Origin of the sequence: Tsukamurella spumae (assembly GCF_012396015.1) — a bacterium.
Classification (GTDB): Bacteria; Actinomycetota; Actinomycetes; order Mycobacteriales; family Mycobacteriaceae; genus Tsukamurella; species Tsukamurella spumae.
In genome coordinates this window covers 90,714-113,488 of the sequence record NZ_JAAXOQ010000013.1, presented here as the reverse complement: position 1 = coordinate 113,488, position 22,775 = coordinate 90,714, and the positions used below count along the sequence as shown (strand labels likewise).

22 protein-coding genes and 1 pseudogene are annotated in these 22,775 nt (G+C 68.7%); 15 read left to right on the top strand and 8 right to left on the bottom strand.

Translation table 11 applies throughout. The annotated features are described in order from the left end of the window. The first annotated feature begins 292 nt into the window (after positions 1 to 292). The 7 genes from HF999_RS11770 (at position 293) to HF999_RS11740 (ending at position 6,550) form a co-directional block, all read left to right on the top strand. Complete coding sequence (locus HF999_RS11770; RefSeq protein WP_139057676.1) at positions 293 to 1,297, top strand: helix-turn-helix transcriptional regulator; 1,005 nt, start codon at positions 293 to 295, stop codon at positions 1,295 to 1,297. 133 nt (positions 1,298 to 1,430) lie between these two features. Further along, on the top strand, positions 1,431 to 2,627 hold the full coding sequence (gene acmB, locus HF999_RS11765; RefSeq protein ID WP_068569026.1) for a methyl acetate hydrolase AcmB: 1,197 nt from the start codon (positions 1,431 to 1,433) through the stop codon (positions 2,625 to 2,627). A gap of 391 nt (positions 2,628 to 3,018) precedes the next feature. After that, positions 3,019 to 4,278: a metal-dependent hydrolase family protein gene (locus HF999_RS11760; protein ID WP_312854111.1), complete on the top strand. Its 1,260-nt coding sequence runs from the start codon at positions 3,019 to 3,021 to the stop codon at positions 4,276 to 4,278. A gap of 57 nt (positions 4,279 to 4,335) precedes the next feature. Then, positions 4,336 to 5,568: a metal-dependent hydrolase family protein gene (locus HF999_RS11755; protein WP_068569025.1), complete on the top strand. Its 1,233-nt coding sequence runs from the start codon at positions 4,336 to 4,338 to the stop codon at positions 5,566 to 5,568. A 47-nt stretch (positions 5,569 to 5,615) separates the two neighbouring features. Next, positions 5,616 to 5,819: an antitoxin MazE family protein gene (locus tag HF999_RS11750; RefSeq protein ID WP_068569024.1), complete on the top strand. Its 204-nt coding sequence runs from the start codon at positions 5,616 to 5,618 to the stop codon at positions 5,817 to 5,819. Beyond that, on the top strand, positions 5,816 to 6,142 hold the full coding sequence (locus tag HF999_RS11745) for a type II toxin-antitoxin system PemK/MazF family toxin (protein ID WP_068569023.1): 327 nt from the start codon (positions 5,816 to 5,818) through the stop codon (positions 6,140 to 6,142). The genes HF999_RS11750 and HF999_RS11745 overlap by 4 nt, the downstream gene beginning before the upstream one ends. Before the next feature lie 9 nt (positions 6,143 to 6,151). Continuing rightward, complete coding sequence (locus HF999_RS11740) at positions 6,152 to 6,550, top strand: hypothetical protein (protein WP_068569022.1); 399 nt, start codon at positions 6,152 to 6,154, stop codon at positions 6,548 to 6,550. Between the two features lie 85 nt (positions 6,551 to 6,635). Here the strand turns inward: HF999_RS11740 and HF999_RS11735 are convergent, their stop codons facing one another. From HF999_RS11735 to HF999_RS11720, 4 genes and pseudogenes are all read right to left on the bottom strand, one after another. Continuing rightward, complete coding sequence (locus HF999_RS11735) at positions 6,636 to 7,943, bottom strand: KasA/KasB family beta-ketoacyl-ACP synthase (RefSeq protein WP_068569021.1); 1,308 nt, start codon at positions 7,941 to 7,943, stop codon at positions 6,636 to 6,638. Between the two features lie 100 nt (positions 7,944 to 8,043). Continuing rightward, positions 8,044 to 8,767: pseudogene (locus tag HF999_RS11730) on the bottom strand (MgtC/SapB family protein). Further along, positions 8,764 to 9,900: a DUF7802 domain-containing protein gene (locus HF999_RS11725; protein WP_068569020.1), complete on the bottom strand. Its 1,137-nt coding sequence runs from the start codon at positions 9,898 to 9,900 to the stop codon at positions 8,764 to 8,766. Before HF999_RS11725 ends, HF999_RS11730 begins: the two are co-directional and overlap by 4 nt. Positions 9,901 to 9,903: 3 nt before the next feature. Beyond that, the gene (locus HF999_RS11720) at positions 9,904 to 10,827 is read right to left on the bottom strand and encodes a metal-dependent hydrolase (protein WP_068569019.1); all 924 of its coding nucleotides are present in this window, start codon (positions 10,825 to 10,827) and stop codon (positions 9,904 to 9,906) included. Between the two features lie 65 nt (positions 10,828 to 10,892). Here HF999_RS11720 and HF999_RS11715 point away from each other — a divergent pair, with 65 nt between their 5' ends. After that, positions 10,893 to 11,507: a TetR/AcrR family transcriptional regulator gene (locus HF999_RS11715; protein WP_168546050.1), complete on the top strand. Its 615-nt coding sequence runs from the start codon at positions 10,893 to 10,895 to the stop codon at positions 11,505 to 11,507. On the opposite strand, the gene HF999_RS11710 is transcribed toward HF999_RS11715, so the two are convergent. Beyond that, the gene (locus HF999_RS11710; protein WP_168546049.1) at positions 11,482 to 12,783 is read right to left on the bottom strand and encodes a uracil-DNA glycosylase family protein; all 1,302 of its coding nucleotides are present in this window, start codon (positions 12,781 to 12,783) and stop codon (positions 11,482 to 11,484) included. The genes HF999_RS11715 and HF999_RS11710 overlap by 26 nt on opposite strands. Positions 12,784 to 13,039: 256 nt before the next feature. On the opposite strand from HF999_RS11710, the gene eat reads away from it, so the two are divergent. The 4 genes from eat to HF999_RS11690 all read left to right on the top strand — a co-directional run bounded on the left by eat (position 13,040) and on the right by HF999_RS11690 (position 17,043). Further along, the gene (gene eat, locus HF999_RS11705; RefSeq protein WP_168546048.1) at positions 13,040 to 14,485 is read left to right on the top strand and encodes an ethanolamine permease; all 1,446 of its coding nucleotides are present in this window, start codon (positions 13,040 to 13,042) and stop codon (positions 14,483 to 14,485) included. Continuing rightward, positions 14,482 to 15,897, top strand: coding sequence for an ethanolamine ammonia-lyase subunit EutB (locus HF999_RS11700; RefSeq protein WP_168546047.1), 1,416 nt, complete (start codon positions 14,482 to 14,484; stop codon positions 15,895 to 15,897). Before eat ends, HF999_RS11700 begins: the two co-directional genes overlap by 4 nt. Further along, positions 15,894 to 16,685: an ethanolamine ammonia-lyase subunit EutC gene (eutC, locus tag HF999_RS11695; protein WP_168546046.1), complete on the top strand. Its 792-nt coding sequence runs from the start codon at positions 15,894 to 15,896 to the stop codon at positions 16,683 to 16,685. Before HF999_RS11700 ends, eutC begins: the two co-directional genes overlap by 4 nt. 91 nt (positions 16,686 to 16,776) lie before the next feature. Beyond that, complete coding sequence (locus tag HF999_RS11690; protein ID WP_168546045.1) at positions 16,777 to 17,043, top strand: Rv1893 family protein; 267 nt, start codon at positions 16,777 to 16,779, stop codon at positions 17,041 to 17,043. Here HF999_RS11690 and HF999_RS11685 read toward each other — a convergent pair. After that, positions 17,040 to 17,804: a helix-turn-helix transcriptional regulator gene (locus HF999_RS11685; RefSeq protein WP_312854110.1), complete on the bottom strand. Its 765-nt coding sequence runs from the start codon at positions 17,802 to 17,804 to the stop codon at positions 17,040 to 17,042. The two genes, HF999_RS11690 and HF999_RS11685, sit on opposite strands and share 4 nt — an antisense overlap. Positions 17,805 to 17,880: 76 nt before the next feature. Between HF999_RS11685 and HF999_RS11680 the strand changes: the two genes are divergently transcribed. Both HF999_RS11680 and HF999_RS11675 read left to right on the top strand, forming a co-directional pair. Further along, a complete protein-coding gene (locus HF999_RS11680) occupies positions 17,881 to 18,375 on the top strand; it encodes a VOC family protein (RefSeq protein WP_168546043.1) in 495 nt (164 codons plus the stop codon). Between the two features lie 63 nt (positions 18,376 to 18,438). Further along, positions 18,439 to 19,434, top strand: a complete 996-nt coding sequence (locus tag HF999_RS11675) for a glutathione S-transferase family protein (RefSeq protein ID WP_168546042.1) — start codon at positions 18,439 to 18,441, stop codon at positions 19,432 to 19,434. A 10-nt stretch (positions 19,435 to 19,444) separates the two neighbouring features. On the opposite strand, the gene HF999_RS11670 is transcribed toward HF999_RS11675, so the two are convergent. Next, positions 19,445 to 20,677 (bottom strand): HNH endonuclease, encoded by a 1,233-nt coding sequence (locus HF999_RS11670; protein ID WP_168546041.1) that lies wholly within the window; start codon positions 20,675 to 20,677, stop codon positions 19,445 to 19,447. Between the two features lie 172 nt (positions 20,678 to 20,849). On the opposite strand from HF999_RS11670, the gene HF999_RS11665 reads away from it, so the two are divergent. After that, positions 20,850 to 21,272 (top strand): nitroreductase/quinone reductase family protein, encoded by a 423-nt coding sequence (locus tag HF999_RS11665; protein ID WP_168546040.1) that lies wholly within the window; start codon positions 20,850 to 20,852, stop codon positions 21,270 to 21,272. Here the strand turns inward: HF999_RS11665 and HF999_RS11660 are convergent, their stop codons facing one another. Beyond that, positions 21,273 to 22,751 (bottom strand): MFS transporter, encoded by a 1,479-nt coding sequence (locus HF999_RS11660; protein WP_343953415.1) that lies wholly within the window; start codon positions 22,749 to 22,751, stop codon positions 21,273 to 21,275. Positions 22,752 to 22,775: the final 24 nt, after the last annotated feature.

The following is a 22,775-nucleotide window of genomic DNA, read 5'->3' as shown; positions in this document are numbered from 1 at the left end:
CAGCCGGCAAGGGTCGTCCTCTTGGGGCGCCATCGCGCCACGCGGCCCTGCGCCCCCGCACCACGCCCCCAGGAGGGCAGGAGCGGGGGCGTTTCCCGTTCGCCAGTCCGCAGCCAGTCCGCAGTAGCTCAATTCGCACCCATCGCTACCCATTGCTATCAACGCTTTGAACTGCGGTTATTCGCGCACCCAATCGTTGCTCGAATCATGAATCCCCAGATAGGGCGGTTTCAAAACCCGTCCAGTGTGAGTTCGAGTCTCACCGGGGGCACCACTCGCATAGGGTGGAGACGTGTCGCCGGAACTGGATCCGCGCCCGGTGGGCAGTAGGCAGCTCGTGGCCGCTGAAACCGACTGGGATGCCATTCGCTCATGGACCGACGACAAGTACATGGCCTTCGACGTGCGGCCGCTGGGACGCAATGCGGTACCCCGGTCGTCGATGTTCTCCGTACAGATCGGCGACATCACGATGACCCGCTTCCGCTACGGCGTCGGAGTGGACCTCGACAACTTCGATTCCGATGCGGGGAACGTGCTGGTGCTGACCACTCTGCGCGGGTGGACCCGGCATGCGCCCGGCACACCCCACAGTGCAGAGCTGACCACCGGGCAGACCTACGTCGCCGACTGCAGCCGCAGCAGCTACGGCTTGGAGGCCGATCCCGACCATCTCCAGCTGAATCTGACCGTGCCCCATGGGCTTCTCGCAGATCTCGCCCTGCGATGGTGGGGGCACGTTCCGGACGACCGGTTGTGGACGCACCGCTGCGCGATCGGCGGGGCCGACAGCGCCTGGCTCTCCCTCCTCGAGTACGCGACGCGAACGGTGGCCGCCGCCCCGGAGAAGGCGACGGCGGGACCGATCGGCACGAATCTGCAGGAGATGATCGCTTCCCAACTCCTCGAGGAATGGGCGCACCGCGCCGGGGTTGATCTCCGCGAGGCGCCCAGGGTGGCTGCACCCCGGCAGGTTCGAGTGGCCGTCAGCTATATCGATGCGCATGCCCGGGACCTGCCGACGGTCACTGATATCGCGGCCGCCGCCGGGGTCAGCGCACGGAGCCTCAGCAGTGGTTTCAACCGGTACGTGGGTATGTCGCCCCGCGCGTACCTGGTGGAGCAACGACTGTGCGGGGCCTACCGGGAGCTGTCCGCCGGCGCGCCATCGGTCTCTGCGGTGGCCCGGAGCTGGGGCTACGTGAACATGAGCGTCTTCGCGGCGGCGTACACGCGTCGCTTCGGGGAGAATCCCTCGGCGACCCTGGCCCGCGGCTCCGCGGGAGGTCCCCGCTGAGCGGAGCGCTCGATCCGAGCGGTCCGAAATCGATGCCGATGGCGATCATCCGGTGCCGATCGCAGGCATGTGGACCGGAGGAAGCTCCATAGCCTCCTGTGTTGTAGTTCACAGCGCAGAAGGAGTGTGATTCATGACCGCCGCGGATGTATCCGGATTGAACCAGGTGCTCGATGAGGTTCTGACCGAGGCGACGACGAGACAGGGCAACGGCGGGGTGCCCGGCGTGGTCGCCTCGGTGACACGATCGACCGGCACGATCTACGAGGGTGCTTCGGGCGTGCGCTCGAACGCGTCCGATGCGGCGATGACCTCCGACTCCGTCTTCGCGATGTTCTCCACGACCAAGGCTGTCACCGGCACCACCGTTCTGCAGTGCATCGAGGACGGACTGCTGGACCTCGATGCCCCGGCGGCGCAGTACGTGCCGGAGATCGCCGACATCCCCGTCCTCGATGGATTCACCGAGCAGGGTGAGCCGATCCTGCGCGCGGCGAAGACGCCGATCACCACGCGCATGCTCATGCTCCACACCGCAGGCTTCGCGTACTCGTTCTTCGACGAGTCCTATCACCGCCTCTCCGAGGACGGTCGCCAGCCCAGTGTGATCACGGCCGAGAAGCGATCGCTGGCAACGCCTTTGATCTTCGAGCCGGGAACGCGATGGAACTACGGCAGCAACATGGACTGGGCGGGCCTGGTAGTCGAATCGATCCGCGGCAAGCGCCTCGGCGAGGTCATGGCCGAGCGCGTGTTCGAGCCCCTCGGTATGCGCGACACCGCTTTCACGCTCACCACCTCGATGTCCGAGCGGCTCACCGAGATCCATCAGCGCACCGCCGACGGGGCGCTCGTGCCGACCGGCCTGGTACTGCCGCAGGAGCCCGAGGTGCACATGGGTGGCCACGGCCTGTATTCGACTGTGCCCGACTACACCCGGTTCCTGCGGATGTGGCTCGACGACGGTGCGGGCGAGCACGGGAGGGTCCTGAGGCCCGAGACGGTCGCGGCGGCGGTACGCAACGGGCTCGACGGATTGCAGTCGACGATGCTGCCCGGGGTCGAGCCGGCCCTCTCCAACGACGCCGAGTTCTTCCCCGGGCAGTCGAAGAGTTGGGCGTACACGTTCATGGTGAACGACGAGCAGGCACCCACGGGCCGTACGGCCGGCTCCGTGGGCTGGGCGGGACTCGCGAACCTGTACTACTGGATCGACCGGAGCGCCGACGTCGCCGGGCTGTGGGCGACGCAGATCCTGCCGTTCGCGGATCCCGCCTCGTTCAATGCGTTCCTGGATTTCGAGACCCGGACCTATCAGTCCTTGACCTAGCGAATCGTCCTGGCGCGTCGCCGCTGCGCGACGGCGATCGTTAGGTAGCTACGGAATCTGTCCGCTGCGCTGATCGGGACACGAGGAATTCCGAATACCGTTTCGGCGCAGGTGGATCCGGCGTGGCCGAGGGACTCCCGGTTCGGTGCGGAGGTGTCGGGCCGGTGTTAACATCCGGTGGTCGTTTGTCGGGTTTGTCAAGAAGGGGCAGACCGTGCGGGGAAACAATCGTCACCAGTCGTGTTGCGGTTCGGGCTCCGGGTGGGGGCGCCGTGATTTCCTCGCCGCGCTGGGAGCTGCGTCCATCGGCGCGGTGCTCCTCGGCACCGCGGCGTGCTCCAGCGATGGGACCACCTTGGGAGCGGCATCGTCGACGCCTTCGGCGCCCCCTGTGCCTGCGAAGCCCAACACGCTGTTCCGCAACGTGCGGGTGCTCGATGTCCGTGCGGGTCGCCTCGGTGAGCCCACCGATGTCTTCGTTCGTGGGCATGTCATCGAGACGATCGGCCCGGGCCTGCAGGCCCGGGCCGACACCACCGTCGTCGACGGTCGCGGCCGCACGTTGATGCCCGGTCTGATCGACAACCACGTCCACCTGATGTTCGGCAGCACCACGATGGCCCAGCTGTCCGACGCCGCCCTCACCCCGGACGACTACGCGAAGGGGGCGCTCGCATCGGCCGGTGCGATGTTGATGCGCGGGTTCACGTCGGTCCGGGACCTCGGAGGCCCGATCTTCCCGTTGAAGGCGGCCATCGACAAGGGGAAGGCGACGGGGCCGCGCGAGTGGCCGTCCGGTGCCATGGTCTCGCCCACCGCCGGGCACGGCGATTTCCGCACCGCCGACGAGTTGGCCCGGCGCTTCACCTCCCAGCAGTCCCGGGCGGAGAAGCTGGGCGCGACCTTCATCGTCGACGGGCGCGCCGAGGTCCTGACCGCGGTGCGGGAGAACCTGCGATTCGGGGCCAGCCAGATCAAGATGACGGCCGGCGGCGGCACCTCCTCGGCGTACGACCCGATCGATGTCACGCAGTTCACCCTCGACGAGCAGCGGGCCGGGGTCGATGCCGCGAGTGACTGGAACACCTATGTCACCGTGCACGCGTACACCCCGAAGTCGGTGCGACGGGCCGTCGAAGCGGGTGTGCAGTGCATCGAGCACGGGCAGTTGCTCGACCAGCCGACGATCGACCTGCTGGCGGAGCGGGGGATCTGGTTGTCCGGACAGTACCTGGTCCCGAACTCGGACTCGATGCCCGCGGAACGGAAGGCCAAGCGGCAGGGGATCCTTGAAGGCAACTCCCGGGTGTGGCCGATGGCGAAGAAGGCCGGGGTGAAGCTCGCGTGGGGCACCGACTTCCTCTTCGAGCCCGAGATGAACCCGAAGCAGAACCAGATGCTGCTCTCGCTCAGCGAGTGGTTCAGTCCGGCCGAACTGCTGCGGCTGGCCACCTATGACAACGCCCAGCTCCTCGCGTTGAGCGGCCCGCGGAGCCCCTACTCCGGAGTGCTCGGCGTCGTGGAACCGAATGCCCTGGCCGACGTGATCCTGGTCAACGGCGACCCGCTGGCCGATGTCGGTCTCATCGCCGATCCCACGAAGAACTTCGACGTGATCATGAAGGACGGTGTGGTGTACAAGAACCGGTGAGTGCGCCCCGTTTTCGCTGGCAAGCACCGGACGAATCGACGGTGTGGATGAGAGGACATGACGATGATCGTTCTGCACAATGCACGTCTCATCGACGGTAACGGCGGTGTGCCCGTTGACAATGCCGTCGTCGTGGTCGACGGTGCCACCATCACCTACGCCGGACCGGCGGACGGTGCCCCGCCGGCGGACGATGGGGCGACGAAGGTCGACCTCGACGGAAACACCATCTGTCCGGGATTCTTCGACGTGCACGTCCATCTTTCCCTGCCCGGCACCAAGGGGTCGCCGATCATGGCCGCGATGGTCCCGCCGTCGTACCGCTACTTCGAGTTGATCGAGCGGCTCGCGGTGACTCTCGAGGCCGGGGTGACGACGGTCCGCGACCTCATGGGAGTCGACGTCGGCGTTCGCGATGCGGTCGCGCACGGGCTCATCGAGGGGCCTCGTCTCCTCGTGGCGGACCGGCTCCTGAGCCAGACCGGTGGCCACGCGGACTTCCATCTGAAGTCCGGAGTCGACGGCAGCTCCGTCGTCGGTGGCGTCCTGATCGACAGCGTCGACGAGGCCCGGCTCGAGGCCCGGAAGCTCTGTCGCGAGGGCGTTGACGTCATCAAGGTCGCCTCGAGCGGCGGGGTCACGTCCATCAATGACGAGCCCGACTACCTGGGCGCGCGGCAGGAGCTCGTCGAAGCGCTCGTCGAGGAGGGCGAGGGGTACGGCGGACGTCCCGTCGCCGCGCACGCGATCGGGCTCAAGGGCATCGCGGCTGCGGTGCGCGGCGGTGTGCGGAGCATCGAGCACGGCTACGAGATCGACGATGAGCTCCGTGCGGAGATGGTGAAGAACGGTCAGTTCCTCGTGCCGACGCTGCTGGAGACGCTGCATCCGGACACTGCCACTCCGCAGGCCGTGGCCAAGAGCGAGAAGTGGCACGCGATGGCGCAGGACTCCATTCGCCGCTCGGTCGCGGCCGGGATCAAGATCGCCACCGGTACCGATGCCGGCCTGGTGCCCGACCACGGCACTAACCTCCAGGAGGTGGGCCTGCTCGTCAAGTTCGGCGGCATGACTCCGCTGCAGGCGATCTCCGCGGCCACCAAGAACTCCGCCGAGCTCTGCGGCCTGTTGGACACGCTGGGCACTCTCGAGGCGGGCAAACTCGCCGACGTGGTCGTCGTCAAGGGCGATCCGAGTCAGGACGCCGACCTGGTCGGCGACAACGAGAACATCCTCCTGGTGCTCAAGGAGGGTGACGTCAAGGGGAACCGCGGAGCCTTCGCCGTCTGATCGCTCCGTCCCACGTGTGGACGTCGTGTTACATGTAACATCGGGTCATGAGCACCAAGGACCGGGTGGCACGGCACCGCGCGGCACTGCGCGAGAAGGGGCTGCGCCCGATCCAGATATGGGTGCCGGACACGCGTGCCGAGGGGTTCGCCGAGCAGGCGCACCGCGAATCGGTGATCGCTGCTGCGGATCTTCAGACGCGCGCCGTGCACGACTTCATCGAAGACGTGACGGACTGGGACGCCGATTGAAGCGTGGCGAGATCTGGACGGGAGCAGGATCCGGCCGGGCGTCGAAACCGCGGCCGGTGGTCATCCTGCAGAGTGACTACTTCGATGCGACCGAGGCCGTGACGGTGTGCTTCTTGACCAGCAGTGAGCGAGCGATGCCCCTGTTGCGGGTGCCGGTTCCGGCCAGCCCGGAGAACGGACTCTCCCAGGACTCCTGGGCGATGATCGACGCGGTCACCACGCTCAAGCGCGCGAATCTGCGTGAGCGCGTGGGGGTGCTTGAACGCGAGCACCTCATCACGATCGGCCAGCGCATTCCGATGTTCCTGGGTCTAGCTGAGTAGCCTCAAGCCATGGGGTGGAGTTTGATCGTCATGCCGGTGAGGGACGGCGACATGCCGGAGTTCGATGCGGGCCAGATCGACGAGATCATGAACAGGTTCGGAGTCGTCCCTGGCCCCAGAGGTCTCGTTCACGGGGACCCCGAATCGTGTACGTACACGGATATTTCCATCGTCAGTGGCAATGCAATCACCTTCGATCGACCGGGGCGTGCCGACGATTTCCGTTTGATTTGGGAGCTGCTCGATTCATGCGGTGCGGTTGTGTTCGACCCGGGAACGATGGCCAGCGCCGTATCGAGGCGCGAGGTCCGGGACGCCATGCCTCTCGGCTATCCGGTCGTGCCCTACATCGCGACGACGTGGCAGGACCTGATCACTTCAGCGTGGGACACGGACGATCCCGCGTAGGTCCCGAGGCGGCTCGGCGGCGCACCGTCGAAAACGAGAACCGGCGGCCGGGACGAATCCCGACCGCCGGTCCTGATGGAGCGGATCAGTACTTGCCGAAGGCCAGCGCCACGTCGTGGCCGCCGAAGCCGAAAGAGTTGTTCAGCGCGTACTTGTAGTCGCCCTTGCGTGCCTCGCCGTGCACCACGTCGAGCTCGATCTCGGGGTCCTGGTTCTCCAGGTTGAGGGTCGGCGGGATGACGCCGTCGCGCAGCGACAGCACCGTCAGGGCGGCCTCGAGGGCGCCGACGGCGCCGATCGAGTGGCCCAGCGCGCCCTTCGGGGCGTAGATCGCGGCGTCGGTGCCGACGACCGCGTTGATGGCCTTGGCCTCGGCGAGGTCGCCGATCGGGGTCGCAGTGGCGTGCGCGTTGATGTAGTCGATGTCCGCGCGGGTCAGGCCGGCGGTCTCCATCGCGCGCTTCATGGCGCGAGCGGCGCCGCCGCCCTCGACGTCGGGGGAGACCATGTGGTAGCCGTCGGAGGTGATGCCGGCGCCGAGCAGGCGCGCGATGGGCTTCGCGCCGCGGGCGAGGGCGTGCTCCTCGGTCTCGATGATCATCAGGGCCTGCGCCTCGCCGAAGACGAAGCCGTCACGGTCCTTGTCGAACGGACGCGATGCCGAGAGCGGATCGTCGTTGCGGGTGGACAGGGCGCGCATCATCGCGAACGGGGCGATGACGGGGCTGTCGATGCGTCCCTCGATACCGCCGCAGACGGCGATGTCGGCGTCGCCCAGGACGATCTGGCGCCAGGCGTGGGCGATGGCCTCGTTGCCGGTCGAACACGCGGAGACGGGGGCGATGGCACCGGCGCGGGCGCCGATCTCCAGGGCCGAGACGGCGCAGGCACCGTTCGGCATGGCCATCTGCACGGTGAACGGCGAGACCTTGCGGACGCCGTGATCGCGCAGCGCGTCGACGGCCTCGACCATCGACTCGCCGCCGCCGAGACCCGTGCCGACGACCGCGGCGAGGCGGTTGTGGTCGACATCGGGACGGCCGGCCTTGTCCCACAGGCGCTTGGTGATGACATGCGCGGCCTGCTCCACGTAGGACATGCGGCGCTTGGAGACGTGCTGCTTGCTGATGTCGCCCGCGTACTTGCGGTCGGGACGCTCGGGGACCTCCGAGGTGGGATCCTCGAGGAGCTGGCCGCCGAAGCGAACCGGAAGATCGGCGATGTCGACGCCGATGAAGTCGCCCTTGAGCTCGCGGATGCCGCTCTTGCCGGCGAGGAGGCCCTCCCACGTGGACTCGGTGTCGGTGCCGATCGAGGTGGTCATCTCGATCGCGGTGACGACGACGTTGGGGAACTGTCCGCCGAGCGTGCTGAAACTACGGATGTCTGCCATGTCTTCCATGAAACAGGATCGGATCGGCCATTCGCCTGTTGTCAGGTGAGAAGTTCACAGCCGACTCTTGTGGGATCGTCACGAACCGTTCGGTTCACCTTCAGTCCTCGTCCGCGCCGCGGTCGATCCGCAGCACGCCGTCGACGGCGCCGAGGGCGGCCCCGGCCTCCGTGACACCGCGTCCGACCAGCGATAATGCAACGGTGACCTCCGGTCGGGTGATCGCCTCGCCCGAGGGGCCGTCCACGACTGTGAGTGACGCCACAGTCCACCCCCCGCCGGGTGCATGCGGCGAGTACGTCCCGCAGTACCCCGGCGCCGTCGCGGTAGGTGAGTGTGAAGCCGCGCTCGGCGGTTCCCCGCGCCGCGACCATCCGCCCGAGCGGAGTGAATCCGAGGACCGCCACGAAGTGCAGCACCGTGACCGAGACGGCGAGGACCTCCAGCCCCGCCCCGGCCGCCATCCCGATCGCGGCGGTCTCCCAGACGGCCGCGGCGGTGGTCAGGCCCTGGATCGCGCCGCGACGCGTGATGATCAGTCCCGCGCCGAGGAAGCCGATGCCCGACACGATCTGCGCTGCGACGCGCGACGGGTCGAGCACCACTGCGCCGGGCGCCAGGACGTTGCTGAAACCGTATTTGCTGACGAGCAGGATCAGGGCGGACGTGGTGCCGACGATCGCCTGTGTCCGCAGCCCCGCGCTTTTGCCGCGGAACTCGCGCTCGAGTCCGACGACGGTGGAGAGCCCGAACGCGAGCACGAGCTGCTCGATCTGGCGCCAGCCCTGACCGGCGCCGATCCACGTTGCGGCGAGCGTGCTCACACCTCCATGGTGCTCCCGATCGGCTCGGGCGCAACCGGTTCCTGATCGCCGACGACGAAGGTCAAGGCGAGCGCCGCGACTCCGATCGCGAAACAGAGCACCGTGAAGGGCAGGTTCCCGACGGGGTCGCCGGTCGCCGTCACTCCGTGCCGCGCGTCGAGGAAGTCGGGCAGCGCCGCGAGCCACAGTCCCGCGAACACCACGAGATAGAGCGTGGCGTACACCTGGACCAGGCGGTTGCGGTGGACCGGGAACGACGGTGCGCCGGGCCCGGGGGACAGGCACCGTCGGACCGCGTAGACGGCGGCCCCGGCCATCAGGGCCAGTTCCAGGGCGTAGACGGTGCCCCGCACCGTGTCGCCGGCCAGGCCGATGATCGTGGCGGGCAGGGGCAGGACGAACGTGCCCACCGATGCCGCGAGTCCGATGACGACGGTGCGCCCCACCAGCTGCGGCCCGCTGAACCGGACGCCCGCGTCGACGTGCCGTCCGACCAGGAACTGCACGCACAGCGCCAGCGACATGGGCCAGAGCGCCGCGAACACCACGACGGACCCCATCGGAACGGAGGCGAAGAAGGGCAGGTTGATCGGATTGTCCGGCGCCCATTCCCACCAGCGCAGCTGCGGCCCGAGGTGGTCGAAGATCTCGTAGAACGCGCCGTGCACCAGCCCGACGGTGCACGCACCCAGGAACGTGCCGCACCGTCGGAAGACGCCCAGCATGCGGACGATCTCGAAGGACATCGTGGCCATCAACGGATAGATCGCCACGATGTAGAGCGGCAAGCGGCCCCAGAGGAACTCGACGGTGAACAGGTTGTGCGCGAACATCGTGTCCACGTGCCCCTCGAGGCCGAACGCGCCGGGGAAGTACAGCGGAGGTTCGATGACGAACAGGTAGGCGGTGGCGCCGAACCAGACCGCGAGGTTCGTCGCATCGCCGCGCCGCCACCGTCGGACGGCGTGCACCAGCATCAGGACCGAGCCGACGATGATCGTCAGCTCCAGCACGGGCAGCGTCCAGTTCTCGAGGTGGAACGGACTGCGCACGGAGAACAGTCCACCGGTGTCGTCGCAGGTGAAGCCCATTCGGCGCGCGAGCGCGTCGAAGGTGGGGGTGCACAGGTCCATGGGTCAGGCCCCGATCGCCGCGTCCGAGGTGTACCAGCGGGTGCAGTCGACGCCGCTGTCGTAGCGGCGCAGCCACTCACCGGCCAGGACGGGCAGGTTCTCGTGCGCCGGATCGTGCAGCGGCATCTGGCTGCGGATGATGCCCTTCATCGCGACGGCCTGCTCGGCCTTGGGGAGCACGTCGAAGGCCCGCGGCATGGCGCCCTTCGTCAGGTGCGGCGCGACGGCCACGAGCACCTTCTGCTTGAGCCGGTACCGGCCGAACATCGACAGCGCGTCGACCTTCCGGTCTTTGAGCGGCACGTGCTGGTTGAAGCCGGCGCAGGCGATCCGGATCACCTTGAGCACGTGCGCGAAGATCGACGGTGCCATCCGCATCCGGTAGACCTCGCTGCCCACGATCGCGTTGTAGATGATGAGCGCCGAGCTGCGGTGCTCCACCTCCTCGACGAAGTGCCACAGGAACATCGACGCCACCCGGTCGTCGCCGGGGCGGAACAGCGCCTCCTCGTTGTCGAGCATGAGCTTGAAGACGGGCGTGAATGTGGCCTCGAGGTCGGCCGTGTAGGCCAGCCTGTAGTCGGTGGAGGTGGCCTCGGTGAGGAGGTCGAACTCGCCGATCACCGCGTCGAGAGTGTTCTCCAGTCCCGGGTACTGCGCGATCAGCGCCTGGACGTGCCGACGGTGCGCGGTGGAGTGGTGCCCCTCCTGCTGCATGAAGGCGTTCGCCTCGGCGGCGACCTCCGGGTCGGCGAACTCCTTGCGCAACTGCAGGATCAGCTTGACGATCATCTTCTCGAAGCCGACGGCGAGGAAGCTGACCGCGTTCATCATCGACGAGAAGGCGGGGTTGTCGGGGTTCCACAGGAAGGGCACGGGCGCCTCGTCGAAATGGAAGTCCATCTTGCGGGGGTGCAGGTCCGTCATGAGGTGACCATACACATAGAACATGTTCTGTATGGTGAGATCGCGTGAAGCTGTAGCCTGGGGCGATGGCACGCAGGGGATGGGGTGGCTCGCCGCCGACGAGCGACGGCGAGGCGTCCTCGCGCATCGTGGCCGCCGCCGTGGACCTGATCGGCGCGCGCGGTACCACGTCGATAGCCGAGGTGGCGGATGCGCTCGGGGTGATCCGGCAGACCGTCTACCGCTACTTCCCGACGGTCGACGCGCTGCTGCAGGCCGCCGCCGTGCAGTCGGTGGGCGCGTTCCTCGACCGCCTCGCCGCGCACGTGCGCGGCATCGGTGATCCCGCCGAGGCCGTGGTCGAGGGTATCGTCTTCACCCTCGATCAGGTGCCTCGCGCCCCGCATCTGCGCCTGATGCTCGCGGGGGAGCACTCGCACACCGAGGCCATCGCCTCCGGCCAGGCGATGGCCTTCGGGATGACGATGATCCAGCGCTTCGATGTGGACTGGCCCGCCCACGGCTACGACGAGACGCGGTTGCGCGAGCTCGTCGAGTTCCAACTGCGGATCATGCAGTCCTTCTTCATCTCCCCGGGCGACCCGCCCCGTTCGCAGCAGGAACTGCGCAGCTACCTGACGCGCTGGTTGGCGCCGGCCTTAGGGCGCTTCCATGTCAACGAACGGGTGGGGAGACTCTGAAGCCGGGTCGGATGTCCGTCACGGTGATCGCCTCGCCGTTCGGCAATTCGATCGTGTCATCGACCTGTGCCAGTTTCAAGCGCTCGCCGAGCGTCGAACTCGGCGAGACGGTGTCGTAGATCGTGTCGGTGTCCCGTTCGGTGAGGACGCAGGTTTCGGTCCCGCCGTCGGCGTAGCGGATAGTGACGATCGAACCCCGGAAGGCGCGGCTATCGGTGGAAACGCCGCGCAATCGCGCCCACGCGACGACCTCATCCCGCTTGGCCAGATACGTCCGGCGGGCGCGCTCGAGGTCGGCGAGTCGCAGAGTTACTGAGCGCTCGCTCTCGGCCAGACGCTGGTAGTCCTCCCTGCGGTCTTTGCTATCGCGGCATTCGTTCAGATCCGCGCGAAGGCTCAGGCGCTGGGCCAATAGGTTCGCTTCGGTCAGAGCATACTGATCGAGCTCGCGATCGAACTCGGCCTGATCCTCGGTCTGCGCGGCCGGCGCAGTCGGCTCCGCTTCCTCTGGGGTACTTGGTCTTGATGCCTCGTGCGTCGCCGCTTCGGGGTGTTCGGGTGATTCCTGTGCGCGGAGTGCGACGAATCGCGCTCGGAGCTCGTTGAGCGTTGAGCGCCAAGTCGGACGGTCGGCTTGGTGTTGCGACTCCGTCGCGCGAACTTCTTCCTCGGGAGTGGTCGGATAGGCCTGGTCCGGTCGTCGCAGGTGATCGGCCGCCGACGCGAACGAGTTGGTCAGTTCCCGGGTGTACTTCGCTGCATCGTTCTTCGTGCGGTACGCCGGATGGTCGACGAGTGGGTGCCACGACGCGATTGCCTCGATTCCTACCACAAGATCGGGGTGCGCCGTACCCAGCCGGAGCCAGGCGTCGCGTGCGTGGCGGCCATGCAGGAGCGCAACGCGGAGACGGGGCAGCAATCGGACGAGGCGCGCAAGCGCATCCGTCGAGTCACGAAGGTCGACCTCCGACGGAGCAAGGACGCGGCGACCACCGCGGTCTTGGGTGGTGGGGCGCCAGGCGAAGGCGTTCCACGCCTGGATGTCACTCACGTCGATCCCGGAGGTCGCGAGGAGCGACTTGTACCGCGTGGCAGTGGGATCGGCGTTCTCGATGCACAGCATGCCCGATCCGTCGCGGTTTGCAGCATCGGTCCTCGGCCCGGGATCCTGCAGCAGCGCCAGTAGGCGCGCGTTCGTCCCGCCGTATGTCGGGGCGACGTACGGGACGAACATGCCCGCATGTTCTTCTCGCAACCGTTCGACCAGATGGTTCACGGGTGCAACGTGTGACTCGTAGCGCCGCCGGAAAAGGTCATCGCGGTACGCCGCGTCGGTACACCACTGCATGCTTCCACCCCCTCGGGAACCCTAACGCCTACTCGTCCTGCTCGCCCCGTCAGTTGCGCTGCAACCCCGCTGCAACGCTTGACTCGTAGTGTCCTAGATCACACCGATGCGACCTATCGGTGAAACACGCCGACACCGCCCGGAAACACTCCGGGAACAGGATCGACGGTGATCAGGAGGCCACATGAGTACTGAGCGCCCGGCGCCGAACCCGCTCCACCACGACGGGGTGGACGCGACCATCGAATCCGATGCCTACCTCGCCAAACGCACGCTCCGATCAGGCTCGGCGGGATGGGTGCTGCTGGCGGGCCTCGGCGTGAGCTACGTGATCTCCGGCGACTACGCGGGGTGGAACAACGGGCTCGCGCAGGGCGGCTGGGGCGGCCTTGCGATCGCCGCGGTGATCATCGCCGGCATGTACCTGGCGATGGTGCTGGGTATGGCGGAGATGTCCTCGGCGCTGCCCGCGGCCGGCGGCGGCTACACCTTCGCGCGACGCGCGATGGGGCCGTGGGGCGGCTACGCCACCGGCATCGCGATCCTCATCGAGTACTCCATCGCGCCCGCGGCGATCGCGACCTTCATCGGCGGGTACGTGCAGTCGCTCGGACTGTTCGGGATCACCGACGGTTGGTGGGTCTACCTGTTCGTCTACGCGCTCTTCATCGGCATCCACCTCACGGGCGCCGGTGAGGCGCTCAAGGCGATGTTCGTCATCACCGCGATCGCCCTCGTGGGTCTGGTGATCTTCGCGGTCTTCGCCATCGGGAAGTTCGACGTCCACAACCTCACCGACATCGCCGTCACCGACGCGGTCGGCGCGTCCAGCTGGCTCCCGCACGGCTACCTCGGGATCTGGGCGGCGGTGCCCTTCGCGATCTGGTTCTTCCTCGCGATCGAGGGTGTGCCACTGGCCGCCGAGGAGGCGCGCGAGCCCGAGAAGAACGTGCCGCGCGGCATCATCATGGCGATGCTCATCCTGGTCGTCACGGGCGCGACGGTGTTCTTCCTCGCTCCGGGCGCCGTCGGTGCCCAGGCGATGTCGATGTCCGGCAACCCGCTGGTCGAGGCCCTTGGGAGCGGTACCGCGTCGAAGGTGGTCAACTACATCGGCCTCGCCGGCCTGGTCGCGAGCTTCTTCTCCATCATGTACGCCTACTCGCGGCAGACCTTCGCGCTCTCGCGCGCCGGCTACCTCCCGAAGAGCCTGTCCGTCACCAACTCCCGTAAGGCGCCGGTGCTCGCGCTGATCGTCCCGGGCGTGATCGGCTTCGCCCTGTCGCTCACAGGCAAGGGCGCGATGCTCCTGAACATGGCGGTCTTCGGCGCGGCCCTGAGCTACGTGCTCATGATGATCAGCCACATCGTGCTGCGGCGCCGCGAACCCGACATGCCGCGCCCGTACCGCACACCCGGCGGCATCATCACGACCTCGTTCGCCCTGGTCATCGCCTGTGTCTCGGTCGTCGCCACCTTCCTCGTCGACCCAAAGGCGGCCGGCCTGACCCTCGCGGCGTTCGCGGCCTTCCTCGTCTACTTCGGGGTCTACAGTCGACATCACCTGGTGGCGAACTCGCCCGACGAGGAGTTCGCGGCCCTCGCCGATGCCGAACGGGAGCTCACATGATCCGCACCCAATCCGTGCGCGGGGAGAGTTTCACCTTCACCTCGATGGCCGATCTGCTCGCCAAGGCGACGCCGCTGCGCTCCGGCGATCAGCTGGCCGGCTGCGCCGCGGCCTCCGACGCCGAGCGCGCGGCCGCCAAGTGGGCACTCGCCGATGTCCCGCTGACGGCGCTGCTCGAGGAACTCGTCGTGCCCTACGAGTCCGACGAGGTCACCCGCCTCATCATCGACACGCACGACCGGGCGGCCTTCGCGCCGATCGCGCACCTCACCGTGGGCGAGCTCCGGGATCTCCTCCTGCGGATCGCCGTCGCCGACGATGCCGGTGCCCGGCTCGCCGCCCTCGGCCCCGCTCTCACGCCGGAAATGGTTGCGGCGGTGAGCAAGCTGATGCGCAACCAGGACCTCATCGCGGTCGCGCGCGCAGTCCGCGTCACGGCCGGGTTCCGCACGACGGTCGGCCTGCCGGGCACGCTCGCCACCCGCCTGCAGCCCAACCACCCGACCGACGATCCGCGGGGCATCGCCGCCGCCACTCTCGACGGTCTGCTGCTCGGCTGCGGCGACGCGGTGATCGGGATCAACCCCGCCACCGACTCGCCGCACGCAACATCGGACCTGCTGCACCTGCTCGACGAGGTGCGCACCCGGTTCGACATCCCCACACAGTCGTGCGTGCTCAGTCACGTCACGACGACCATCGGGCTGATCGAGCAGGGCGCTCCCGTCGACCTGGTCTTCCAGTCCATCGCGGGTACCGAGGGGGCGAATTCCGCGTTCGGCGTGAACATCGCACTGCTCGAGGAGGGGAACGCCGCTGCGCGCGAACTGGGGCGCGGCACCGTCGGGAACAATGTCATGTACCTGGAGACGGGGCAGGGCTCGGCGCTCTCGTCCGGCACCCACCTCGGCACCGACGGCGCGCCCGTCGACCAGCAGACCCTCGAGACGCGGGCGTACGCTGTGGCGCGGCACCTGGACCCGCTGCTGGTGAACACCGTCGTCGGATTCATCGGGCCCGAGTACCTCTACGACGGCAAGCAGATCACCCGAGCTGGGCTCGAGGATCACTTCTGCGGCAAGCTTCTCGGCCTGCCGATGGGCGTCGACGTCTGCTACACCAACCACGCCGAGGCCGATCAGGACGATATGGACGACCTGCTCACGCTGCTCGGCGTCGCGGGCGTGTCCTTCGTCATCACCGTTCCCGGCGCGGACGATGTCATGCTCGGCTACCAGTCGCTGGCCTTCCACGACGCGCTCTACGCGCGCCGCGCGCTCGGGCTGCGGCCCGCGCCGGAGTTCGACGCCTGGCTGGCGCGCCAGGGCATGACCGACGAGGCCGGCGGCCTCCGCGACGTGGCCGTCGAGGCCTCCCCGCTGCGCGAGCTCGCGGCGGGGGTCCCGCGGTGAGCGCGCCGGAGCGGTCCGACGGTGCCTTCTGGGACGTCCTGCGCGCCACCACCCAGTCGCGGATCGGCCTGGGCCGCACCGGCGATGCGCTGCCGACGCGCCGCGTCCTCGAGTTCTCCGCCGCCCACGCCGCGGCCCGCGACGCTGTGCACCAGCCGCTCGACGTCGACGATCTCGCTGCCCGCGTCCGCGAGCTCGGGATCGGCGACCCGATCGTCGTGACCAGCCGCGCCGCCGACCGCGGCGAATACCTGCGCCGCCCGGACCTCGGCCGGGTACCCGCGGACCTGGCCGCGGTCCCGACGGTGCCCGACGCCGACGTCGCGATCCTCCTCGCCGACGGGCTCTCGCCCAAGGCTCTCACCGATCACGGTGTGGCGCTGGCCCGCGCGATCCTCGACGCCCTGCCGCCCGATGTGACGGTCGCGCCGCCGGTCATCGCGACGCAGGCCCGGGTGGCGCTGGGGGACCATGTCGCGCGAGCGCTGGGCGTGCGCACCCTGCTCGTCCTGATCGGTGAGCGCCCTGGCCTGTCGGTGGCCGACAGCCTGGGGATCTACCTGACCCATCGGGCCGATCCGGAGGACTTCGCAGCGGGCGTGACCGATGCCCATCGCAACTGCATCTCCAACATCCACCCGCCCGAGGGGCTCGGCTACGCCGATGCCGCACGGATCGCCGCGGGCCTGGTCGTCGGGGCCCGCCGCCTGGGGCGCTCCGGGGTCGATCTCAAGGACACCTCCCGCGCCGAGCTGGGCGGCGACGCGCAGCGGCCGGGCCTGGACTGAGGCGCACGGCACCCGCCCGTCGGGTTCCCGGATCGCCCGCTCCTCGGGGCGCGGCTGTCTACGCTGAGGGGATCGACGCCGAGGAGGCAGCATGGTCGCGAAGCGGATCCAGGACAACATCGACGCCGCGGCGAGGATCGCCACGAACTCCGTGCACAAGGCGGGCGACATCGTCGAGGGCGCGGCGCAGGTGCTCAAGGGCGACGTGCGGGGTGGCGCGGGCCGGATCGCCGCGAGCGCCGCGAACATCGCGACGACGGCCGCGTCGGAGGGCGTGAAGATCGCGAGCCAGAACCTCGACGGTGTCCGCGAGGCCGCGGACGCCGTCGCCGACGAGGTCAACAAGCCCCGCGATTAGACCTCGCCCCGGCGGTATCCGCCGGGCGTGAAGCCGAGCACCTTCCGGAAGTCCCGGACCAGGTGCGACTGGTCGGCGTAGCCGAGGTCGGCTGCGATCCGGGAGACCGCGGTGTCGGGCTCGGTACTGAGCAACTGGGCGGCGTGCTGGAGGCGACGGCGATGGATCAGGGCCAGCGGAGTCAGGCCCACGTACCTCCGCGTCAGGCGCTGCGCGGTCCGCACCGAGACGCCGATCGCCGCGGCCGCCTCCTCCACCGTGAGGATCGCCTCGTCGTCCTCGATCCGGGCGACCAGGCGGTTGGCCGACTCGGCCTCGTCGGTCACCGTCGGAACCCGTGCGGCGAGCCAGGATTCGATGGCGAGGCAGGCCGCCCCGAGGTCTCCGCGCCGCATGGCGGCGGACGTCTCGGCATGCAGGCCGGGCTCGTCCAGCTCGACGTACAGGTCCAGGATCGACGGTGCGTCGTCGGTGAGAGCGGCCGTCGCGGCGGGGCGGAGCAGGGCACCGACGACCCACCCGGTTCCCGTGAGGTCGCGATGACTCCGGCCCGTGCTCGCGCCGGCGAGCCCCACCAGATCCGACTCGACGGCCAGATTCAGCGCCGGGAACGGGAGCACGTTCTGCCGCGACGTGCGACCGGGCGCGATCCTCCACTGCGAGATCCAGAACCACCGCACCAGCGGGTCCGCGGCGGGGGAGGGCGCACGGCGCTCGAAGGTCGGCAGCTGCGCCGGATAGAGGATGCCGCGGGGGTTCACGCCTCGATCGTAAGCGGCGCGGATCTGTCGCGAATCTTCAATTCCCGGGCGGGCCGCGCCTCGTAGCGTCGTCGGCATGACAGAGCACACCGCCGCGAACGGCGCACACACCACGAACGGCGTCCCGCACTCCTTCTCCTCGCTGACGCCCTTCCTCTCGATCCCGAACGCCAAGGGAGCCATCGACTTCTACGTCTCCGTGTTCGGCGCGCGCTCACTCGGCGTCACCGAGATGGGTGGCGTCGTGGCCCACGCCGAACTCGACTTCGGGAACGGCCGGCTGCAACTGGGCGAGCCGAATCCGCAGTTCGGCCTCATTCCCATGCCGGAGGGGGAAGCCGACTGCTACTCGCTGGGCCTGTACTGCGCCGACGTCGACGATGTGGTCGCGCGGGCGGAGGCCGCGGGCGCCACGATCCGCGAACCGGTCACGAACTTCGTCTCCGGCGATCGGTTCGCGAGCATCCGCGATCCGTTCGGCGTGCGCTGGTCGATCATGACGCGGGTGGAGGACCTCAGCGATGCGGAGAGCGCGGCCCGCGTCGAGGAGTGGGCGGCCGCGCAGAGCTGACCAGTCCGCGACCTGCGCCGGGACCTCCGGCGCAGACCGGGCGTCCCGCATAGGCTGGTCGGCATGAGTGAGGATCAGGGCAGCTATGTCACTGCGGACCAGCCGTACGAGCGAGATACCCGGTACATCGAAACCCGGATCACCCGCGACGGGCGCGACGGGTATCCCGTCGAGGCCGGCCGGTACCGGCTCGTGGTGTCGTACGCCTGCCCCTGGGCCACCCGCGCGATCATCGTGCGTCGACTGCTCGGCCTCGAGGATGCGATCTCGATGGGGATCTGCGGGCCCACGCACGACAAGCGCTCGTGGACCTTCGACCTCGACGAGGGCGGACTGGACCCGGTCCTGAAGATCCCTCGGCTGCAGGACGCCTATTTCAAGCGCGTTCCGGACTACCCGAAGGGCATCACCGTGCCCGCGATCGTCGACGTGCCCACCGGCGCCGTCGTGACGAACGACTTCCCGCAGATCACCCTCGACTTCTCGCTCGAGTGGACGGATTTCCATCGGCCCGGCGCGCCGCAGCTCTACCCCGAGGACCTGCGCGCCGAGATCGACGAGGTCAACAAGCTCGTCTACCGGGACGTGAACAACGGCGTGTACCGCTGCGGCTTCGCCGGCTCGCAGGAGTCCTACGACGCCGCCTACGACCAACTGTTCGGACGGCTCGACTGGCTCACCGAGCGCCTCGCCACGCAGCGGTACCTGGTGGGCGACACCATCACCGAGGCGGATGTCCGACTCTTCACCACCCTCGCGCGGTTCGACCCGGTCTATCACGGCCACTTCAAATGCAATCGGGAGAAGCTCGACGAGATGCCCGTACTGTGGGCGTACGCACGGGATCTGTTCCAGACCCCCGGCTTCGGCGATTCCACCAACTTCGACCACATCAAGCGGCACTACTACGAGGTGCACCGCGACATCAACCCGTCCGGCATCGTCCCGAAGGGCCCGGACCTGAAGAACTGGTTCACCCCGCACGGCCGGGAGGAACTGGGCGGGAGCCCCTTCGGTGCGGGTACCGCACCCGCGCCGCTCCCCATCCCCGCCGGGTGATTGTGCCTGATCAGGCTGCCTGGTCGGGGGCGGTGGATCGGTGGATGTGCCCTGTCGGGGTTCGGGTTTCGACGGTGTGCCTCCCGGACGGGTCGTCAACGGTTGCGCTGCGCCAGCCGGGGGCTTCTTTGGCGTAGTTGCATGCCGCGCACAGGCCCTGCCCGTTCTCGAAACTCGTCGCTCCGCCGGCCGCGTGTGGGGTGATGTGGTCGGTGTGCGCGATCGGAGCGTCGCAGTACGGGGTGCGGCAGTACCTGTCCCGTACTCGGATGACCTCCGCCAGCCCGTCGGGGAAGAGGCGTTGGCGGGAGTCCATCGCGACCACGGCCCCCGTCTCGGGGGCGACGAAGAGTCGTTTGACCCACGCCACACCGGCCGCGGCGGCTTTGCCGATGAGGTTGCGGGCGATCTCCGCCGGCATCACCCCGCCGCCGTCGAGATGCGCGGTACCGGGCCGGTCACCGAGGAGCACCGTGGCGGGAACGGTGAGGTGCACGGTGACGGGTTGCCCGCCGGCTGTGTCGCGGCCGGTCAGACGCCTGAACGCGGTGTCGGCCATCAGCTGCGGCCGGGTCCGCAGTTCCTGATCGCGCCCGACGTGGGTGTCGGCGTGAGTGCGCAGCGCCGCGTAGGCACCGACGGCCTGCGCCATCGGCAGCAGCACCGACAGCCGGGCCATGCCCTCCGGCAGCGGCCGGAGGGTCACCGACCGGTCCTTCTCCGCCGCCGCATTCCGATCCACCGTGGCGCGGGCGTCCAAGCGGTAGGCGACCTGCTCGACCTTCCCCGCCAACTGTTTGAGCCCGAGCCCGGCCAACACAGTGGGGTCGGCGCACAGCTCCGTGTCGGCCTGCTGGCGGCGGGCGAGGTCCAAATGCGACAGGCCGGCCAGGAGGGTGGGGATCGCCTCCGGGGACAGGTCACCGTCGTAGAGGCGGGCGCGGGTGTGCGGCATGTACTTCTCCAACTGCACCGCGCGGGCGAGGAACCGGGCGGCGGTGTTCGGGGAGATGTGCAGGGCGAGCGCGACCTCGGCGGCGACGCCCTGCTGCCACCGGTCCTGCGGCACCCCCGCCGCGGCGCGTTCGCAGACCCGTTGCCGGAGCAGGTCCGCAGCCAGTGCGTACTGCTCGACCGCCAACCGGCAGCGTCGGACTTCACTCGAACGCAACCGGTGCACCACATCCACACCCACCGCCCCATCAGGAGGCGGGTCATCCTCTACCGCAAGCTTTTCGTCCATACCAGGACGCTACCCGGACCCACCGACAAGTTTTCGAGATGATACATCGTGATCGAATGGAAGAGTGAGAAATCCTGCTCGGAGGCACGACTGGGTGCACGATGGTGCGATGAGTGACGACGGGGATCGGCCTTCGGTGGCGATGGCGCGCGTACGGGCGCATGATGAAGCGGTGAGTGACTTCAATCAGGGCATCATCGACGAGTTCCGCGCCAACAACGGCACCGTGACGGCCATGGGCTTCGGCCGGTCGCTGGCGCTCGTGCACAGCGTCGGCGCCAAATCCGGCGAGCCGCGGGTGAACCCGCTGGCCGCCATCCGGGACGACGAGGGCTGGCTGCTGCCGGCCTCCGCGGGCGGCTCGCCGAAGAACCCGGCGTGGTACCACAACCTCAAGGCGCACCCGGACATCGAGCTCGAGTACCCGGACGAGCAGGGCGGCATCTCCACCGCACTGGTCACCGCCCACGAGCTCACCGGCGCGGTGCGCGACGAGGCGTGGGACCGGTTCAAGGCCCGCTCGAGCGGCTTCGCCGAGTACGAGAAGGCCGCCCAGGGCCGCGTGATCCCGGTGTTCCGCCTGTCCCCGCGCTGATCAGCAGCTGACCGGCTCCCGCGCGGGCGTCCGATCGCGCATCACCACGAACGCCGCGGCAGCGGTGGCGACGAGCAGCATGCTGGAGACGCCCACGGTCGTACTGACCGCCTCGACCCATGCGGACCGCGCGGTCTCGGCGAGTGCGGCACCGTCGGGCCCCGAGAGGGTCCCCGCGCGGGCGAGCGTGTCGCCGAGCGTGCGAGACATCCCGTCGTGCCGGGTGAACACCGCCGTCGCGACCGAGCCGAGCACGGCGAGCCCCAGGGCGGTGCCGAGCTCGAAACTCATCTCGGACATCGACGATGCCTGGCCCGCCCGCTCCGGCGGCGCGGCATCGAGCGCCACGGCGGAGACGAACGTGAACAAGGTGCCGTAACCGACCCCGGCCACGACGGTGCCGAGCACGTACAGCCACGACGGTCCGCCCGTCCCCAGCCCGACCAACAGCAGCTGGCCGGCGGCGGAGAACAGCAGCGACGCGACGAACGTGGCGCGGCGGCCCAGGTACTTCTCGATCCACGGCGCCCGCATCGAGAAGTACGCCACGACCGCGGCCGCGGGCAGGCCCAGCAGGGCGGCCGCGAGCACGTCGAACCCGACGACGGACTGCAGGTAGATGCCGGTGAGGTAGCTCATCGAGCCCAGGGTGGACATCGCCAGGATCGTGCCGGCGATGGCCATGGCGAAGGTCCGGTTGCGGAACAGGTCGAAGGGGATCAGCGGGTGCGCCGTTCGTCGCTGCTGCGTGATGAACGCGACCAGCATCGCCGCGCCCGCCGCGCCGGCGACCACGGTGGAGGCGTGCACGCCGTGGCCCGCGGCGGACTTCACCGCGTACACCAGCGGGAAGATCGCGGCCATCGACAGCGCGACGCCTGCCAGGTCGAAGGGCGTCGAGGTGCCGCTGCGGAACTCGGGGATCAGCAGTGGGCCCGCCACCAGGAAGGCGAGGAACACCGGCGCGTTGATGAGGAACACCGATCCCCACCAGAAGTGATGCAGCAGAACGCCGCCGATCACCGGGCCCACCGCCATGCCGAACGAGAAGGCCGCGGTCCAGATGCCGATGGCGATACCGCGGGCCTTGGGGTCGCGGAAGATGTTCGCGATGAGCGCCAGGCTGGCGGGCAGTAGCGTCGCGCCGCCGACGCCCATCAGGGCGCGCGCCGCGATGAGCAGGCCGGGCGTGGGCGCGAAGGCGGCGACGACCGAGGCGATGCCGAACAGTCCGGCTCCCCAGGTCATCAGCCGCCGCCGGCCCCACCGGTCGCCGAGGTTGCCCATCGTGATGAGCAGTCCGGCCAGCATGAACGGGTAGATGTCGAGGATCCACAGCTGCTGCTCGGAGCTCGGGTGCAGTGCCGATGTCAGGTGGGGCATCGCCAGGTAGAGCACCGAAGCGTCCATCGACACCAGGAACACCGGCAGGAGGAGGGCGGCGAGGCCGGCCCAGGCGCGGCGCGGGGTGGAGGACACGGGTGACTCCTTGAAGCTGCAGCA

Bases quoted from the DNA above. Each gene is read 5' to 3' on its own strand.
- HF999_RS11675 (WP_168546042.1), top strand. From the start codon at position 18,439: ATGAGTGAGGATCAGGGCAGCTATGTCACTGCGGACCAGCCGTACGAG.
- HF999_RS11670 (WP_168546041.1), bottom strand. From the start codon at position 20,677: ATGGACGAAAAGCTTGCGGTAGAGGATGACCCGCCTCCTGATGGGGCG.
- HF999_RS11720 (WP_068569019.1), bottom strand. From the start codon at position 10,827: ATGACGGACCTGCACCCCCGCAAGATGGACTTCCATTTCGACGAGGCG.
- HF999_RS11690 (WP_168546045.1), top strand. From the start codon at position 16,777: ATGGTCGCGAAGCGGATCCAGGACAACATCGACGCCGCGGCGAGGATC.
- HF999_RS11700 (WP_168546047.1), top strand. From the start codon at position 14,482: ATGATCCGCACCCAATCCGTGCGCGGGGAGAGTTTCACCTTCACCTCG.
- HF999_RS11680 (WP_168546043.1), top strand. From the start codon at position 17,881: ATGACAGAGCACACCGCCGCGAACGGCGCACACACCACGAACGGCGTC.
- HF999_RS11750 (WP_068569024.1), top strand. From the start codon at position 5,616: ATGAGCACCAAGGACCGGGTGGCACGGCACCGCGCGGCACTGCGCGAG.
- HF999_RS11725 (WP_068569020.1), bottom strand. From the start codon at position 9,900: ATGGACCTGTGCACCCCCACCTTCGACGCGCTCGCGCGCCGAATGGGC.
- HF999_RS11735 (WP_068569021.1), bottom strand. From the start codon at position 7,943: ATGGCAGACATCCGTAGTTTCAGCACGCTCGGCGGACAGTTCCCCAAC.
- acmB (WP_068569026.1), top strand. From the start codon at position 1,431: ATGACCGCCGCGGATGTATCCGGATTGAACCAGGTGCTCGATGAGGTT.
- eat (WP_168546048.1), top strand. From the start codon at position 13,040: ATGAGTACTGAGCGCCCGGCGCCGAACCCGCTCCACCACGACGGGGTG.
- HF999_RS11740 (WP_068569022.1), top strand. From the start codon at position 6,152: ATGGGGTGGAGTTTGATCGTCATGCCGGTGAGGGACGGCGACATGCCG.
- HF999_RS11755 (WP_068569025.1), top strand. From the start codon at position 4,336: ATGACGATGATCGTTCTGCACAATGCACGTCTCATCGACGGTAACGGC.
- HF999_RS11715 (WP_168546050.1), top strand. From the start codon at position 10,893: ATGGCACGCAGGGGATGGGGTGGCTCGCCGCCGACGAGCGACGGCGAG.